This window comes from Bacillus sp. MYb78 (assembly GCF_002975115.1).
GTDB lineage: Bacteria > Bacillota > Bacilli > Bacillales > Bacillaceae_G > Bacillus_A > Bacillus_A cereus.
The window spans coordinates 331,069-344,477 of sequence record NZ_PCOB01000003.1 but is presented as its reverse complement, the minus strand read 5'-3'; the positions used below and the strand labels follow the sequence as shown (position 1 = coordinate 344,477).

The window sequence follows — 13,409 nt, the reverse complement described above, 5'->3', positions numbered from 1 at the left end:
TTGCAGACAAAACATATGTGAAAGGGACTGACGTCGAAAATGAAATATCATATAACTCCTAAACAAGCAAAAGAAATTACAGAGGAACAGTTTTATTCCTTATTTAATGAGATTGTACCAAGAAAAGATTGGGCAGATTATCATCATAAGAAAGTAACAATTGGAAAAATGATTGATTATTTGGATGGAGTGAGTGTACATAAAAGTCTACTTACAGAAGAGTTTGTAATCGAGGTATACGATACAGAATATTCTGCGCCTGAATTGACTGATGCTTTATGGTTAGCTGTTAAAGATTGCATGTAGTTATGTAAAGTATTCATACACATTTTCACAAGGAACCTATAAAAGGTTCTTTTTATTTTACTTTAAATTGACTATAGTCTATAAAAATATTATAATTTTATCATAATCTAATAAGTATAGGAGTGAAGTTGATGGACGTAGAAAAAGGAGACCTTAATTTCATTGAAGATATATTTAAAGCCTATATATTGTCCTTGCTTTTTCTATTAATTATTGCAGTCCCTATTATCCCTCTTGAAATCTATCTTTTTGATTCATCAAACATTGAATTTGCAATTGTATCAGGATTATTTATGATGCTATTTGCTTCATTCTCATCTGAGTTGCATGGAAAGATAATGATGCCATCCGCTTTATATATTTGTTACTTTTCTCATTCATGGAATGTGTATGGTCTTGTTGCTGTCGGTCTATTTTTCCTATTATTATCTGCGATTATTATTGAGAAAGTATCCGTATGGAAAAAGAAACAACAAAAGAGAGCAATGGAAGAAATGTATCCTCTATATTCAAACCTTTTAGGTAAAAAGGAAAAGGACTTATTATCTTCTATATATGGTAAAAGTGGATATTATTATCAGGTTATTCAAGCAGGGTATGTAACAGATATAGAGTTATTAGCTATTAATGCGAGATTAAAGCGTGAAATACGTAAATAGATGTATGACACATATAAAGAGGGTGTTTTGATGATAGACCACATAAATGGCGAATTAAGATTACATAGCGGTTGGATTCCTAAAGAAAAGGTTAATACGTTTAAAGAGAAATGCGAACTTGTGGCAAATGCATGTTTCGAAGACAATAAGGGATTGCAGTATCAAATAAAATATCACGATTTAGATGGAGATGATTTTGGTACAGAAGAAAAGCCATGTGTAATGGAAAAATGGATGGCTGAGATTATTTTTTATTCGGAAGAAGATTACCCCATTGATATTGAAAAATTAATTAATCAAAAGAATGCAGGTGAAAGTGATGAAGGGGTGGATTAATACTTACCCTCATAAAATACATGCCAGTGTATTGTTGTTAGATAATGAAATACACAATTGGAAAGTGGGAGAAAATTATTGGACAAGTCCTTTTTCTATGAAGTGGTCTTTTCCCTTTCCTGCAAACATGCATGAGTATATTGTGAAGAATAATACATGGATAGTTTATACTCCAGAGCAACATAGTAAGGTGTTTCAAGAGCTTGCTCCTGAATGGATGAAACAGTGGGCTGTTGCAAATGATTATATTGGGAAGATGCCATATAAATAGATATAGATTAAATAGAGAGGATGATAGATTGTGAATATCCTTGGTACATTAAGAACTATTCAATTCAACAATGAATTATTAAATGAAGAGTTAATTCGTGTGAAGGATGAAAATTATTATTTGAAAGTCGAGAATTTAGAATTGAAAAGGCAACTTGCTAAAGAATGATTAGCAAAAAGGGAGGCATGTAAAGAATGATTTCTATTTGGGTTTGTCCTATTACGATGGAAAAATACACGTTTGGTGCAGAAATAACAGGAACTTCTATTATGACAAAAAAGAACAAGTTAAATCTACTTATTCCCTTGAGAGAAGTTGTGGAGATGGAGGTGCAAGAAGATTATTATTTAATTACCGTCTCAGGTGAATAAAATAAATTGGATTTAGGATAAGTTTAAATAAGAATAGAAGGAAAATTAGCAATGAAAAATGGTGACTTGTACAAGCATTATAAACAGAAAGAATATTGTTTTCGGTGTTATTGCATTACCAGTAACTGAATTTACAGGTGATTTTGTTGATTTAAGAGAGAATTTGGTTGCTCAAGATGCTCATACACCTGATGGAGAAGCGATTCGAGAAGTTCGTTTGTATTGTTACAAGGGAGTAGTTTTTATTGATAGAGAAAAGCCTCATGTCATTTATCAAGCAGAAGTCGATTATGGGACAGACAAAGTTTGGGCACGGGAAGTAGATGAGTTTTTCGGTATGCAAAAATTACCTTCAGGAGAATTGGTAAAACGATTTGTAATGATAGAAACGAACAAATAGAGTTTTTTTAAGAACTATAAAGTGATAGGGGATGGAAAGATGATTAATATTTTCGTTGCAATTCTTATAAGTGGCTCAATCTCTGTTGGTATGACGTACCTATTAAGTCGTAAAGAGCGAAAGAAACAGAAGCAGATGAGAAAAGAAACCCTTGAAAAATTGTATATAAAATACCCAGAGCTAAGAAGAAATGAATCATGAATATTCAAGTTATGAAGGTAACTTTAGTCATATAGGGGCGGTGTAATCATTGTAGCAACAGATATGAAATATGTATCTGAAGAAAATTGATTTAATAAGGAAGTGTTGTTAATTGGATGTTAAGACGATGAAAAACCCAAGGCATAATTATTACAACCCTAAAATATTAGTAAAAAGTGAAAATTCATACTCCATTATTGCAAGGACGGAATTTGATAAAAGATTAGGCTATCCTTTTTGTAGATATAGCAAGAGAAAAGATGCTAATGGCGAATTTGTCATTACAAGATGTAGAAAGAAAGTATATAGGGATAAATGGCAGTATATAGAAAGAGATAAATGTTCAGGGATAGATTAACTATAAGTTATTGAAAGGGTGTTAAGAATGGAAAAGGAAAAGATTGAAGAAGTATCTTTTAATAAAGAGGATGAACAGTTACAGCTTATTAAAACGAACATAGATTATGTTAAGGAATGGTCCATTAAGCATCTAATGGAAATGTTGGGTTATACACCTGTGGTTCATGTGTATAGAAATATAAATTATCTAAACTTTGATATTGAGGAAGGTCTAATGACTAAGGGTGAATTTGATGTTTATTGCAAATATTTCCGTCACGATAGAATTCAAGAACATCAAATGGATTTTGAGAAATTACTTACATATGTTTTTGGTAAGGCTTTATATGTCGTTAAAATGATAGATTTTGAAACGTTATATATTATTAGGGATACAGAAAGAAAAGAGGATTATTTCCAGTAATACTTTGTCGTTATTATATATCTTTTGCTACTGCATATAATGAAAGTAATTGCGGTGTAATTTCTGCGGAGTACACCTAAGGGAGTTCCATGAGTGGGCTCTCTTTTTATTTTACTCATAATACTTTACAAGAATTGATTCTATAATACATAGAGTAAAAAAGAAAAATAGGGCTTTAATCAAATTCACTCAGGAGGAAAGTAATGATGAATGAGTTAAACGTGTATGACAAAGATGTTGTAGAAAAATTAAATAACTGGATGGAAGAACGAGATAGTGTTATTCAATTTAGTGTAAATCGAAAGTTGAATATTATGGGTACAATCAATATTAAATTAAGAGAAGATGAATTTCTGCAAAAAGGCGAGGATTATAATCGTTTGGTATTATCAGATTGATTTTATACTGTATTAGAATCCTTTCTAAGAGTAGAATTTAGCTTAAATGATATTCGGTATAATAATTCACGTTCATGTTTTTGGGATTATGGCATGAGAGCTTATAAAGGATAGATAGAAAAGTAAGCGTAATGTTATTAATATAAAATAAGAACACCCTAATATTAGGGTCATGAAAGCTGAGATAAATTGTCTCGGCTTTTCTTTTTTATTGAATTTCCTCTTTTTGAATGCCATATGATAATACGAATATATAAAACAGGTATTTTACATTTGAAATGATTAAAGAGGAGTGTTTTCGTGATGACAGGTTATTATTTATATGAAGGTATGCAAATGGAGTTCAACGGTGAAAAGGTAGCGATTTGTGGTGATGCAGAAGCTATAAATCCACGAGAAAAAAGAGGGAATTTAGGAAGAATTGTATGCTTTGATAAAAAGAATACATTAGGTGATGAACATTCTTTTGAAACGGAAGCAGATTTTAAAAATGAAATAAACGATAAAAATGCGGTTATCTTACCCATCTATCTGCATGAAGGTCGTACACTTGAAATAAGTGTTGTGCAATATACTGAATTAGCAAGACACATAGGATATATTTATGTTAATAGAGAAATGATTCGTACCAGATATCAAGTGAATCGAGTATCAAAAGTACTAAAACAGGAAATTGTTCAGGAATTAATGAAAGAAGTAAAACAATATGATTACTATCTAAAAGGTCAAGTATATGGATATCAAGTATTTAATCCATCAGGGGAGGTAATTGAAAGTCGATTTGGTTTTTATGGTCCGAATCCGACTTCTAATGGATTAACAGATTTCTTACCAGGATTTTTCGCAAAATAATTAGTTATTTATTATAAATAATAAGGGTGAAGATGTTGAATTGGCATTAAACTAAAAATTTTTAAACACAGAGAATCATTCTTTGTGTTTTTTTATATCTACCAAAAAGAACGTACGTTTGATTTTGACGTGGATTTGTTTATAATATACATATAAGACTGTGGAGGGGATAAATGTATGTTGCAAATTTCTACTACTGATGAAGTACAAGGTTTGTATGTATTAGTGGATGAAATAATAAAGGTGTATACTCCCTTTATTAAAGGTCAAAAATTTAATGAAAAAAGAAAAGGGTTATCTATAAAATTAATAAATGAATTAAAGTTTATAGGATTTGAACATAGAAGAAACATTGGGAAATTAGCGGTATATGGATTGAAGTATATGGTCTCTGACACAAAGGAACTGCAAGAGATTATGATTTGGATAGGAGAAATGAATGGTGGTATGGGAGAATTAATTGTAAATCATTATAACCAAGGACATATAGACACTACCTCGAACGTTATTTGAATTGAATTAAAATGCTCACATGATAAAATATAGAGTGTAGAGATTAATCACTTTGATAAATTCTTTCATCATTATAAAAACCTACCAAAATAAAAAGAGCCCACCGACCATATTGGGGCTCTTTTTATTTTATGCATATATCTGCGGGATGACCAGACCATCTCTGCTTGTTATGAAGCTTCCATTCTGGGTCAATTTTTGCTGTCTCTGCATCTAAAATTTTGTATATTTCATCAGAAGCCCTTGGAGTCGAATAAAGTTCATTTATAGTATCTATTACTCCACGACCATATTTTTGAAGAAGAAGTCCTGAGAGATGTGGAGTTTCAGCACCTCTTGAAACAGATTCCGCTCTTTCTTTAGCGTATTGTCGGATATGTTGAATCATTTTTTCAATGATGATTGCATTTTCCATTATTATATTTCCACCTTTCCAACATATAAACTTAGCAATTTAAAATAAAATATTTAGTTATGTGAATATGGTTAACATTGTAACAAGTAAAGTTCACTGTGTAAATGTATAAAAATAGAGTTCAAATTGAAGATATACTCAATTGAACTCTATTTAGATTATTACGCTGATTTCTTTTCTTCATTTGCACCTGATTTACCTTTTCGTAAGTAGTGAATAATGAATGTTCCTACAAACGCTAAGATAATTACAGAGAAGAATGCTGTATGATTAATTTCAATACCGATTTGGTCAATACTTAATAGCATCTTTAAACCAATGAATGCAATTAATACATATGCAGTTGTTTCTAATTCAGGAATTTTATCAATGATAGTAATAAACACTCCTGCGATACCACGCATCATTAGAATTCCTAAAACACCACCCATAAACAGTACCCATACTTCGTTACTTACGGCAAATGAAGCTAAGATACTATCTACAGAGAATGAGATATCCATTAACTCTACTGTTGCTACTGTTGCCCAGAATACACCAATATAACGAGCTAAGAAACCATCTTTTACATCTACGGCTTCATCCTCAGGATTATCTGCACCTTTTTTGTCGATATATCGTTCTTTAAAGAATTTAAACGATAACCAAAGTAAGTAAAGTGCTCCAAATACTTTTACAATCGTAAATTTGACTAAGTAAGTACCTAATCCAATTGCAATAAATCGGAAGATATAAGCTCCCCATAATCCGTACATTAATGCTTTCTTTCGTTGCTCTTCAGGTAAATGTCTTACCATAACGGCTAATACTAATGCGTTATCCGCAGAAAGTAATCCTTCCAAAAGAACTAAACTACCAATTAAGCCCCAGGCTACAGGGTCACTTAATACTTCTTTCCACATATGTAAATCAAAGAAAGACGCATAAGTTGATAAGATATTTTGTAACATCAACAGTCACTCCTATTAAGTTTTCGTGTTTCGTATGAACATATCTTACAACTTTTATTAACTATAGTCAATATATAAATTTTAATGTATACTATATTTTATGAAACGAAATTGATGAAGGAAGTGAAAAAAAGAATGCAACAAACATCGGAATTGTTAAATCGAATATTAAAACATCCTATGTTAGAGGGTAGAAAGATTCATTCTCAAACATTACATATGGAGATGAGTGAAGGGATTACTTTCAGTAAGGTTTCCATTCATAGAGATGAATTAATCGTTTTACCGTGGAAACCGTATACAAGTGAACAGAATCACAGATATGGAGCATATATTGATGAATCAGAAGAATTAGATGAGATGGAAGCGTATGCAAATATCATAATTCAGTCTTTTACAGAAGAGGAAAGCCGTTTCGAACTTTTCATACAAGGATGGGATGATTATTTATTCTTATTAGTTATAGAGCATAAGGGAGATGAAATGTAGTATGGAATATTACAAAGATATAGAAGTATTTGTATGTGCAATCGGATTATTTGTAATCCCTATTATACTCACAACAATTCTTTATTTTATTAAAAAGGAATATTTTCAATGTAATTGGCGTCCAGGTCCAGATTATATTTCTCTATATGCCACATGGAGCCTTATGATAGTTAGTCTGGGTGCGATTATTGTATTAGGAACGATGGGTTACTCATTGATAACGGGAAAAGAATTATTTCAAGAGAGAATGAACCTTGTAGAGAAGACGAAGCGAGAAGTCATTGCAAACGCATTAAACGTTCAGGAAGACAAACTACAGATGGATGACAATGAGGAAGGTACGCTAAAAGGAATAAAAATGTATCGAGTAAAAGTAAATAACGAAACATTGTCAGTGTTTCTAAAGTATGAAGATTACTTAAAGTATAAAGTCGTCAGGATTGATAAAATTCTAACTGAAAGTAAGGATTCGTAAAAACAAAATAAAAAGATGAAGGGATTTACAACGAATGAAAACAATAAATGAGAAAAAAATAATGTTGAAACGTAAAATGCAGGAGTATTTTAGAACAAAAGATAAGGAGAGTTTACAAGAATTCCTTCAAGAGCATGATTATAGCAAGGTAGATAGACTGGCTATTTTTGAGGAGGTATCGAGAGAATACAGACAAGTTACTGCTTATAGAATTATCCCGTTACCTATGAAGGATGTAACCGATAAGAAAACTCGTGAACAGTTAAATGAGTATATGAATGATTGGCTAAAATCAGAAGGGTTAACAAAAGAAGAGATGAATGAAATGATGAGGCAATATCCCAATGTATTAGAAGAGGAGTAATAACGTATGAGTCCAACAAACGAACGATTCCAAAAAGCGAAAGAAGCGGTAAAAGATTTTTTCAATACAAGCAATCAAGATAAATTAAAAGAATTTTTTATGGAAAATACATATTCGCTTGAAGAAATGCAACAAGTGGTACAGGAGGTTCAAAAGGAGCAAGGTAGAGATTTTTCTTATCAGATGTTTAATGAGTTAATGCAATGTGCCACAGATGAGTCTGAGATTACATTTTTTAAAGAGGCTAAAAGTAAATTTTTAGTAAATCATGAGACGACAGAAGAAGAGATGTTAGCGTTGTCGAAGGCATATCCCAGAAAACCTACTGATTTATCAAATGTAACAATTATCAACAAAGCAACTCCCCCAAAAGAAAATAAGTTTAAAAAAATAATGATTTCGATTGGTACTTCTGTCTTGTTTATTATAGGAATTCTATGTACTATGTTATGGCTTTATAATTTATCAAAAAATGAAATAATTACTGCCCAAACAAATGCGGATATTCGGCAGGACTTGGTTTCAAAAGAGCTTGGAATCTCGGTAGATGATTTTATGATGAATAAATCCAGTCAACAAACAGGATTCATCGTAAAAACAAAGGATAATATCTATTTCGCTGATTTTAAACAAGAGAATACAGAAGATGCACCAGAGCTAATAGATTTGCGTCCGATAACGATGAGAGAAGCAGGGTATTTACAGGCTAAATAAACAATTTTCATGAAGTTCTCAGACAATATGAGAGCTTTTTTATATAAAAAAATGATAGAGCAAGGTCGAACACCTAAAGCATTCTTATATAAGATATATATATCTAAAATTAAATATAATCTGTTAGATAAGGGTGTGATAGTATGAAGAAAATCTTTGTTTTATTAATTCCAATCGTGCTATTGGCAGGATGCATGACTCCACAATCGCCAAAAAAACCAGAACATAAAGACATTTTTGCTGAGTTAAATAAGAAACCTGATTTTAAGAAAGATTCAAGAATGCAGATTTTAGAACAGAATGATGTTCCATTTGAAGAGAAAAGCAATTTGTCAGAAATCACAATTTTACAGGATAAAAAAACATCCTGTAAATATGTGTATACCTATACAAAATCATCAGGTTCAGCAGGGGTGACAATGAATCCGATATATAAATCAGACGGAACCATTGATTGCGATAAGTAGTTTTATACATAATTTGATAGGTAGTTTTAAACTGATTTAAAAGACTTTAGTAAATTATTTTTTACAAAAGTCTTTTTTTGTTATATAATATAGTTAAATAAATTGTACTTGCTTAGGAAATTAGTGGAGGTTATTTTATGACGAATACAGATTTACGGGTAATAATAAGAAATAATAATGGTGATAAAGAAATAGATGTTAATGAAATTCTTGTCGTATATACAGTTGCAAGTATCGCAGTGCATAAGGAATTAGAGGAAGAGTTAGCATCTTTATATAAAGAAAATCAACAGGATTGCATGATTGCATACAAAAACAGTCGCTTTTATGAAAATCCTTTATTTTCAACATATACAGCAATAGAAGAGAAAAAGATGAGAGAAGCTTTAGCTCTATATGCTTGGTATGAAGAGAAGGGTGAGGGGGATGCCTTTTTACGAAAGTTCATTAAGAAAGGATATAAGAGACTTAGTGATTATGTAGAAAGAAATCCAACCTTTAATATCAATCATTTTGTGGACTTTTACAGAGGAAGAAGTGATTCCTATTTATCTGAGTCTAAATTGTTATTAGTCATTTCTTGTGTAATGTACTTATATGAGAAGAAACAAATAAATTGGCGTAGTATGGAGATTCAAGAACACTTCAGGAATGTTGTTGTAAATATCAATTCTATAGCCGTAACTGATAAAGAAATGTTAGAAGGTAGAGCAAAAAACCAGATTCCTGCATTATCCAAGTTTCAAGAAGTGACAGGATGTAAATTTGGAAAAGTTGAAAATATAGATGACATGATTGTGAAAATGGAGGATAAATTACTTAAGGAATTAAGTAAAGAAAAGCCTTTAAAAAGAATGGCACCAAATGAACTGTTTAATGAATTGTATAAGAGAGGTATGTATAGATACATTAAACCTTTAAGTGGTGTATTGCGTTTACAAAATCTAAATGATATGAATTTTTATGCTACAACTGAAATTACAAGAGAAGAATACATTGATATTTATCAAATGTTTTCCGCTTCAAAAGACAGAGGACGTTTGACCGATGAAGATTTTACTTTTTATTTGAGTGCATCGTTATTAATTTGTATGATGGCGAAACAATATAAGGAGCTAAGAGACGAGTATCTAAATAAAGATGACTCTGCTTTATATCAAGCCATTGAAAAAGAAAAGCTTGCGAATGAAAAAGTAATCGAATTAACGAAAAAAGAAAAAGAATTCGAATCAAGAGAAAAAGAACTGAATGACAAAATCTCTGAACAAGAGGCGTATATTAAAGAATTAGAACGTAAATTAAAAGAAAAAGAAGAAACAGTAAAAGAAGATGAAATGCTTCGTAAAGAAGTAATTTCATTAAGAGAATATGTATTTAAAGAGCAAGAACAAATAGAGCAAGAAGATATGGTAGAAGAAGATTATTCTGCTCAATTAGAAAATGCAAGAATTGCAATTGTCGGTGGCCATCAAAACTGGCATCAACGAATCAAGCAAGTTTATCCTGGTATTCGAACGATTCTACCTGATGAAAAAGGAATTGATTTATCATTCTTAAGCAACATGGATATTGTGTGTTTTGAGACATCCCATTCAAATCATGCCATTTATAGAAAAGCACTAAGTAATGTTAAAGATAAGGACGTTCATATCCACTATTTCAATGGTCAACGTAATATTAGTGCTTTAGGGTTAGAATTAAGTAAACTGATGTAATAAGAAAAAAAGCAGTGATTAAGTTCACTGCTTTTTTTTATGCTTGTGTCTGCACTTCATAATTCCAACCTATTAAGACTTGAATCTTATATCCATCTTCAATTTTATGAATAAATTGAGGATGTTTCTTTAGATATTGAAGTAAGTCATCTTCTTGCTTTTCGATGTCAGATGTAGGATTTCCTGACCATTCTAAGGCTTCTAAAAAAGCATCATTTAGAGACACTTTTCTCGCTACTGTATCCAGTTCGTGTTTAATTAATACCATCATCATGTATAATTCCTCCTAAAGTTCATTTCTTGTGAAATGCCAATTTATAAAATCTATATATTATATATACTTTATCTAATATTATTCAAAATGTTATGATGATAACTAAAGGATGAGCAAAGGGGAAATGCGAATGCCGAACTTACATTGGGAAAAATTAGAGAAATTACAAATAGGGAGATATGGCGAATATTTTGCAAAAATGGAGTTTGCATCATATGGACTACAGGTATACTCTCCAGAAATTGATGACCACGGAATAGATTTTATTGTAAAAGATAAAAAAGGTAATTTTAAAGAAATTCAGGTAAAATCAATAAGGGGTATGGGCTATGTCTACATGGAGAAAACCAAATTTGATATAACCAATAAACATTTATATCTTGCATTATTGGTTTTTGAACATGGGAGATTTCCAGATGTTTTTCTGATACCCGCAGAAGCATGGTCTGAACCTAATGGTGTTTTTGTTGATAGAGGATATACTAAGCCTGGGCAAACATCAAAACCAGAGTATGGTGTAAATATTTCTCAGAAAAATTATTCAATCCTTGAGATTTTTTCAATGGAAAATTCAGTCCGAGAATTTTTGTAATAAGATATATATTACTAAGAGGTAGATACGTTTGTTGTATCTATCTTTTGTTTATGAAAAATAGATGTGATGAAGTGAGAATTTTGCTATAATACAATAGTTTATTAGGTTTATGATTAATGATTTGAATAAATATAGGGGTTTAAAATGACAGAGGCAATGAGTATTCAATTAGAAAAAGGAACTGCGGTTCCAAATATAAAATTTATTCGAAAGAAATTCAATGAGCAGGGTTTAAGATTGCTTACAAATCGCTATATTGACCGTAAAAGCCCATTAAAATTCATTTGTTCCAATCATGGAACATTGGAAACAACCTGGGGTAAGTTTATTAGAAATATGGGTTGTCATGAATGTAAGGGAAAGACTGTTAGATGGGAAGTTGTAGACAAAGCGTTTAGCAATAGAGGATATCAATTGAAAACTAAAATATACATAAATAATAAACAAGAATTAGTTTTTGATTGTCCAGTACATAAAGAACAAGTTACAACATGGGCGAATTTTAGAAGGTCTAAGATAGGTTGTAAGGATTGTTCGAAAGAAAGAACAAACAAGAACATGGATATTAAACGTACAAAGCTCAATGAGAAGGATAAGCACATCGTAGGGGAAAGATTTTCTCGTTTATTGGTTATAAAAATTCATTCGATGGAAAAGAAAAAACCAACAAAATTCTTATGCAGATGCACTTGTGGTAAAGAAGTAATTACGACTCGATTTAAACTTGAATCTGAAAACACTCGGAGCTGTGGATGTATAAGGAAAGAAAGCAAAAAAGAGCGTATTACATTAAATGGCGAATCTTTAATGATGAAAGAATGGGCACAATACTTCAAATTAAGTCAAAAAAAATTAAAGCAATTATTATCACAAGGTTATGATTATGAAGAATTAAGAACTACCTGTAATGGATTATATAAAAACCAAACAGATAAGGAAAAAGTGATATTACATATTAAAGACAAATTAAAAGAGTTCAATAAAGCATTTGAGTGTACTAATATAGCAAAACAAAATTGTCTGATTCTAAACGAACAAAAGGTTCTTATTAAATATGCAATTGGAAATAGCAATAACAAAGGATGTTTTAACTTAACGCAAACCCCCAGAAGAAATGGGGAGTTATATGATAATGAAATTGTATTAGCCAATGGACGAATACGCAAGCAGTATCATATGTCTTATTCCCATATCATATTTGTTGTAGACAATAAAGGAAGGTATGACTGTTGGATAATTCCAACGCATCGAATAAGTGATGAGTTACAATCTATTTCTTTCTCTCCTTACAGAAATGGGAAATATGATAGTTATAGAGAAAACTGGAATATAATTTAAGAATTACATTTATATATATTGTATATACCACCTATAATATATAAACAATATATAAAAAAGGTATTTTTAAAAATTATTTCAAAGGAGAATTTATATGACTTTATATGGTTTAATCGAATTATCAAATGCAGGACAATTAAGAAGAAATCTGGGGGATAATTGGGAATATGAGCCTACTAAAAATGGGTTCAATATTGCTTATAAAGATAATTTAGGTGGTATTATGGTTCAAATATCTGAAGGAACAGAAGAAGAAGAATATGACAAACCTATAATTGCTTATCGTATCTTTAATGGTTCCAAAGAAATGGTGTTTAATGGATTTGAACAAAGAGCGAGAAAAACACCATTGGAAGATATTCATTGGGGTGTAAGTCAGCGTATGAAGTATATTTTTGGATTTTAATAGGGTAAGAAGGTAGACCGTTTAGTTATTATACTAAATGGTCTTTTTTATTGTGATGAAAATGAGGATGAAAAACAATCCGAATTTACATTGACTATAGTTAATAAAAATAGTAAAATCAACTTTATAATTTAAAA

25 protein-coding genes are annotated in these 13,409 nt (G+C 30.9%); 22 read left to right on the top strand and 3 right to left on the bottom strand.

The features are described from left to right. The first annotated feature begins 39 nt into the window (after positions 1-39). From CQ064_RS09475 to CQ064_RS09430, 13 genes are all read left to right on the top strand, one after another. A complete protein-coding gene (locus CQ064_RS09475; RefSeq protein WP_000873708.1) occupies positions 40-306 on the top strand; it encodes a hypothetical protein in 267 nt (88 codons plus the stop codon). A 131-nt stretch (positions 307-437) separates the two neighbouring features. After that, on the top strand, positions 438-965 hold the full coding sequence (locus CQ064_RS09470) for a hypothetical protein (protein ID WP_000382196.1): 528 nt from the start codon (positions 438-440) through the stop codon (positions 963-965). Between the two features lie 30 nt (positions 966-995). Further along, on the top strand, positions 996-1,301 hold the full coding sequence (locus CQ064_RS09465; protein WP_000565240.1) for a hypothetical protein: 306 nt from the start codon (positions 996-998) through the stop codon (positions 1,299-1,301). Beyond that, entirely contained in the window at positions 1,285-1,572 is a 288-nt protein-coding gene (locus CQ064_RS09460; RefSeq protein ID WP_000679415.1) for a hypothetical protein, read from the top strand. Before CQ064_RS09465 ends, CQ064_RS09460 begins: the two co-directional genes overlap by 17 nt. 30 nt (positions 1,573-1,602) lie before the next feature. After that, a complete protein-coding gene (locus CQ064_RS33490) occupies positions 1,603-1,740 on the top strand; it encodes a hypothetical protein (protein ID WP_001023160.1) in 138 nt (45 codons plus the stop codon). A gap of 26 nt (positions 1,741-1,766) precedes the next feature. Continuing rightward, positions 1,767-1,943, top strand: a complete 177-nt coding sequence (locus CQ064_RS33485; RefSeq protein ID WP_000623704.1) for a hypothetical protein — start codon at positions 1,767-1,769, stop codon at positions 1,941-1,943. A 58-nt stretch (positions 1,944-2,001) separates the two neighbouring features. Beyond that, complete coding sequence (locus CQ064_RS09455; RefSeq protein WP_000255619.1) at positions 2,002-2,343, top strand: hypothetical protein; 342 nt, start codon at positions 2,002-2,004, stop codon at positions 2,341-2,343. Positions 2,344-2,382: 39 nt separating this feature from the next. Then, positions 2,383-2,544: a hypothetical protein gene (locus tag CQ064_RS33480; protein WP_000608119.1), complete on the top strand. Its 162-nt coding sequence runs from the start codon at positions 2,383-2,385 to the stop codon at positions 2,542-2,544. Positions 2,545-2,656: 112 nt separating this feature from the next. Then, complete coding sequence (locus CQ064_RS09450) at positions 2,657-2,902, top strand: hypothetical protein (protein ID WP_000382696.1); 246 nt, start codon at positions 2,657-2,659, stop codon at positions 2,900-2,902. A 27-nt stretch (positions 2,903-2,929) separates the two neighbouring features. Then, positions 2,930-3,307 (top strand): hypothetical protein, encoded by a 378-nt coding sequence (locus CQ064_RS09445; RefSeq protein ID WP_000410009.1) that lies wholly within the window; start codon positions 2,930-2,932, stop codon positions 3,305-3,307. Between the two features lie 203 nt (positions 3,308-3,510). Next, positions 3,511-3,705 carry a hypothetical protein gene (locus tag CQ064_RS09440; protein WP_000980840.1) on the top strand — a complete coding sequence of 65 codons (195 nt, stop codon included), beginning with the start codon at positions 3,511-3,513 and terminating at the stop codon, positions 3,703-3,705. Positions 3,706-4,008: 303 nt separating this feature from the next. Beyond that, a complete protein-coding gene (locus CQ064_RS09435) occupies positions 4,009-4,557 on the top strand; it encodes a hypothetical protein (protein ID WP_000148387.1) in 549 nt (182 codons plus the stop codon). A 177-nt stretch (positions 4,558-4,734) separates the two neighbouring features. Further along, positions 4,735-5,070 (top strand): hypothetical protein, encoded by a 336-nt coding sequence (locus CQ064_RS09430; protein WP_000939401.1) that lies wholly within the window; start codon positions 4,735-4,737, stop codon positions 5,068-5,070. A gap of 124 nt (positions 5,071-5,194) precedes the next feature. On the opposite strand, the gene CQ064_RS09425 is transcribed toward CQ064_RS09430, so the two are convergent. Beyond that, positions 5,195-5,485: a hypothetical protein gene (locus CQ064_RS09425; protein ID WP_000426379.1), complete on the bottom strand. Its 291-nt coding sequence runs from the start codon at positions 5,483-5,485 to the stop codon at positions 5,195-5,197. A gap of 161 nt (positions 5,486-5,646) precedes the next feature. Beyond that, entirely contained in the window at positions 5,647-6,441 is a 795-nt protein-coding gene (locus tag CQ064_RS09420; RefSeq protein WP_033795617.1) for a TerC family protein, read from the bottom strand. 129 nt (positions 6,442-6,570) lie between these two features. Between CQ064_RS09420 and CQ064_RS09415 the strand changes: the two genes are divergently transcribed. From CQ064_RS09415 to CQ064_RS09390, 6 genes are all read left to right on the top strand, one after another. Continuing rightward, positions 6,571-6,924, top strand: a complete 354-nt coding sequence (locus tag CQ064_RS09415; RefSeq protein WP_001187997.1) for a hypothetical protein — start codon at positions 6,571-6,573, stop codon at positions 6,922-6,924. Between the two features lies 1 nt (position 6,925). Then, positions 6,926-7,399, top strand: a complete 474-nt coding sequence (locus tag CQ064_RS09410; protein WP_000456988.1) for a hypothetical protein — start codon at positions 6,926-6,928, stop codon at positions 7,397-7,399. 61 nt (positions 7,400-7,460) lie between these two features. Continuing rightward, entirely contained in the window at positions 7,461-7,763 is a 303-nt protein-coding gene (locus CQ064_RS09405) for a hypothetical protein (RefSeq protein ID WP_232292964.1), read from the top strand. A gap of 6 nt (positions 7,764-7,769) precedes the next feature. Next, positions 7,770-8,477 carry a DUF3290 family protein gene (locus CQ064_RS09400; protein WP_000075433.1) on the top strand — a complete coding sequence of 236 codons (708 nt, stop codon included), beginning with the start codon at positions 7,770-7,772 and terminating at the stop codon, positions 8,475-8,477. A 143-nt stretch (positions 8,478-8,620) separates the two neighbouring features. Then, entirely contained in the window at positions 8,621-8,944 is a 324-nt protein-coding gene (locus CQ064_RS09395; RefSeq protein ID WP_000719350.1) for a hypothetical protein, read from the top strand. Between the two features lie 137 nt (positions 8,945-9,081). Further along, positions 9,082-10,659, top strand: a complete 1,578-nt coding sequence (locus tag CQ064_RS09390; protein WP_000185529.1) for a hypothetical protein — start codon at positions 9,082-9,084, stop codon at positions 10,657-10,659. Positions 10,660-10,696: 37 nt separating this feature from the next. Here the strand turns inward: CQ064_RS09390 and CQ064_RS09385 are convergent, their stop codons facing one another. Then, positions 10,697-10,933 (bottom strand): hypothetical protein, encoded by a 237-nt coding sequence (locus CQ064_RS09385; RefSeq protein ID WP_000980422.1) that lies wholly within the window; start codon positions 10,931-10,933, stop codon positions 10,697-10,699. 130 nt (positions 10,934-11,063) lie between these two features. Here CQ064_RS09385 and CQ064_RS09380 point away from each other — a divergent pair, with 130 nt between their 5' ends. The 3 genes from CQ064_RS09380 to CQ064_RS09370 all read left to right on the top strand — a co-directional run bounded on the left by CQ064_RS09380 (position 11,064) and on the right by CQ064_RS09370 (position 13,272). Continuing rightward, the gene (locus CQ064_RS09380; protein ID WP_001133168.1) at positions 11,064-11,525 is read left to right on the top strand and encodes a DUF4365 domain-containing protein; all 462 of its coding nucleotides are present in this window, start codon (positions 11,064-11,066) and stop codon (positions 11,523-11,525) included. Between the two features lie 147 nt (positions 11,526-11,672). Then, positions 11,673-12,866: a hypothetical protein gene (locus CQ064_RS09375; RefSeq protein WP_000133613.1), complete on the top strand. Its 1,194-nt coding sequence runs from the start codon at positions 11,673-11,675 to the stop codon at positions 12,864-12,866. Between the two features lie 94 nt (positions 12,867-12,960). Further along, a complete protein-coding gene (locus tag CQ064_RS09370; RefSeq protein ID WP_000177373.1) occupies positions 12,961-13,272 on the top strand; it encodes a hypothetical protein in 312 nt (103 codons plus the stop codon). Positions 13,273-13,409 lie beyond the last annotated feature (137 nt).

What these genes read in the sequence shown, in the direction of transcription:
- CQ064_RS09475 (WP_000873708.1), top strand. Translation starts at nt 40, where the DNA reads ATGAAATATCATATAACTCCTAAACAAGCAAAAGAAATTACAGAGGAA.
- CQ064_RS09470 (WP_000382196.1), top strand. Translation starts at nt 438, where the DNA reads ATGGACGTAGAAAAAGGAGACCTTAATTTCATTGAAGATATATTTAAA.
- CQ064_RS09465 (WP_000565240.1), top strand. Translation starts at nt 996, where the DNA reads ATGATAGACCACATAAATGGCGAATTAAGATTACATAGCGGTTGGATT.
- CQ064_RS09460 (WP_000679415.1), top strand. Translation starts at nt 1,285, where the DNA reads ATGAAGGGGTGGATTAATACTTACCCTCATAAAATACATGCCAGTGTA.
- CQ064_RS33485 (WP_000623704.1), top strand. Translation starts at nt 1,767, where the DNA reads ATGATTTCTATTTGGGTTTGTCCTATTACGATGGAAAAATACACGTTT.
- CQ064_RS09455 (WP_000255619.1), top strand. Translation starts at nt 2,002, where the DNA reads ATGGTGACTTGTACAAGCATTATAAACAGAAAGAATATTGTTTTCGGT.
- CQ064_RS33480 (WP_000608119.1), top strand. Translation starts at nt 2,383, where the DNA reads ATGATTAATATTTTCGTTGCAATTCTTATAAGTGGCTCAATCTCTGTT.
- CQ064_RS09445 (WP_000410009.1), top strand. Translation starts at nt 2,930, where the DNA reads ATGGAAAAGGAAAAGATTGAAGAAGTATCTTTTAATAAAGAGGATGAA.
- CQ064_RS09440 (WP_000980840.1), top strand. Translation starts at nt 3,511, where the DNA reads ATGATGAATGAGTTAAACGTGTATGACAAAGATGTTGTAGAAAAATTA.
- CQ064_RS09435 (WP_000148387.1), top strand. Translation starts at nt 4,009, where the DNA reads ATGACAGGTTATTATTTATATGAAGGTATGCAAATGGAGTTCAACGGT.
- CQ064_RS09430 (WP_000939401.1), top strand. Translation starts at nt 4,735, where the DNA reads ATGTTGCAAATTTCTACTACTGATGAAGTACAAGGTTTGTATGTATTA.
- CQ064_RS09425 (WP_000426379.1), bottom strand. Translation starts at nt 5,485, where the DNA reads ATGGAAAATGCAATCATCATTGAAAAAATGATTCAACATATCCGACAA.
- CQ064_RS09415 (WP_001187997.1), top strand. Translation starts at nt 6,571, where the DNA reads ATGCAACAAACATCGGAATTGTTAAATCGAATATTAAAACATCCTATG.
- CQ064_RS09410 (WP_000456988.1), top strand. Translation starts at nt 6,926, where the DNA reads ATGGAATATTACAAAGATATAGAAGTATTTGTATGTGCAATCGGATTA.
- CQ064_RS09405 (WP_232292964.1), top strand. Translation starts at nt 7,461, where the DNA reads ATGTTGAAACGTAAAATGCAGGAGTATTTTAGAACAAAAGATAAGGAG.
- CQ064_RS09400 (WP_000075433.1), top strand. Translation starts at nt 7,770, where the DNA reads ATGAGTCCAACAAACGAACGATTCCAAAAAGCGAAAGAAGCGGTAAAA.
- CQ064_RS09395 (WP_000719350.1), top strand. Translation starts at nt 8,621, where the DNA reads ATGAAGAAAATCTTTGTTTTATTAATTCCAATCGTGCTATTGGCAGGA.
- CQ064_RS09390 (WP_000185529.1), top strand. Translation starts at nt 9,082, where the DNA reads ATGACGAATACAGATTTACGGGTAATAATAAGAAATAATAATGGTGAT.
- CQ064_RS09385 (WP_000980422.1), bottom strand. Translation starts at nt 10,933, where the DNA reads ATGATGATGGTATTAATTAAACACGAACTGGATACAGTAGCGAGAAAA.
- CQ064_RS09380 (WP_001133168.1), top strand. Translation starts at nt 11,064, where the DNA reads ATGCCGAACTTACATTGGGAAAAATTAGAGAAATTACAAATAGGGAGA.
- CQ064_RS09375 (WP_000133613.1), top strand. Translation starts at nt 11,673, where the DNA reads ATGACAGAGGCAATGAGTATTCAATTAGAAAAAGGAACTGCGGTTCCA.
- CQ064_RS09370 (WP_000177373.1), top strand. Translation starts at nt 12,961, where the DNA reads ATGACTTTATATGGTTTAATCGAATTATCAAATGCAGGACAATTAAGA.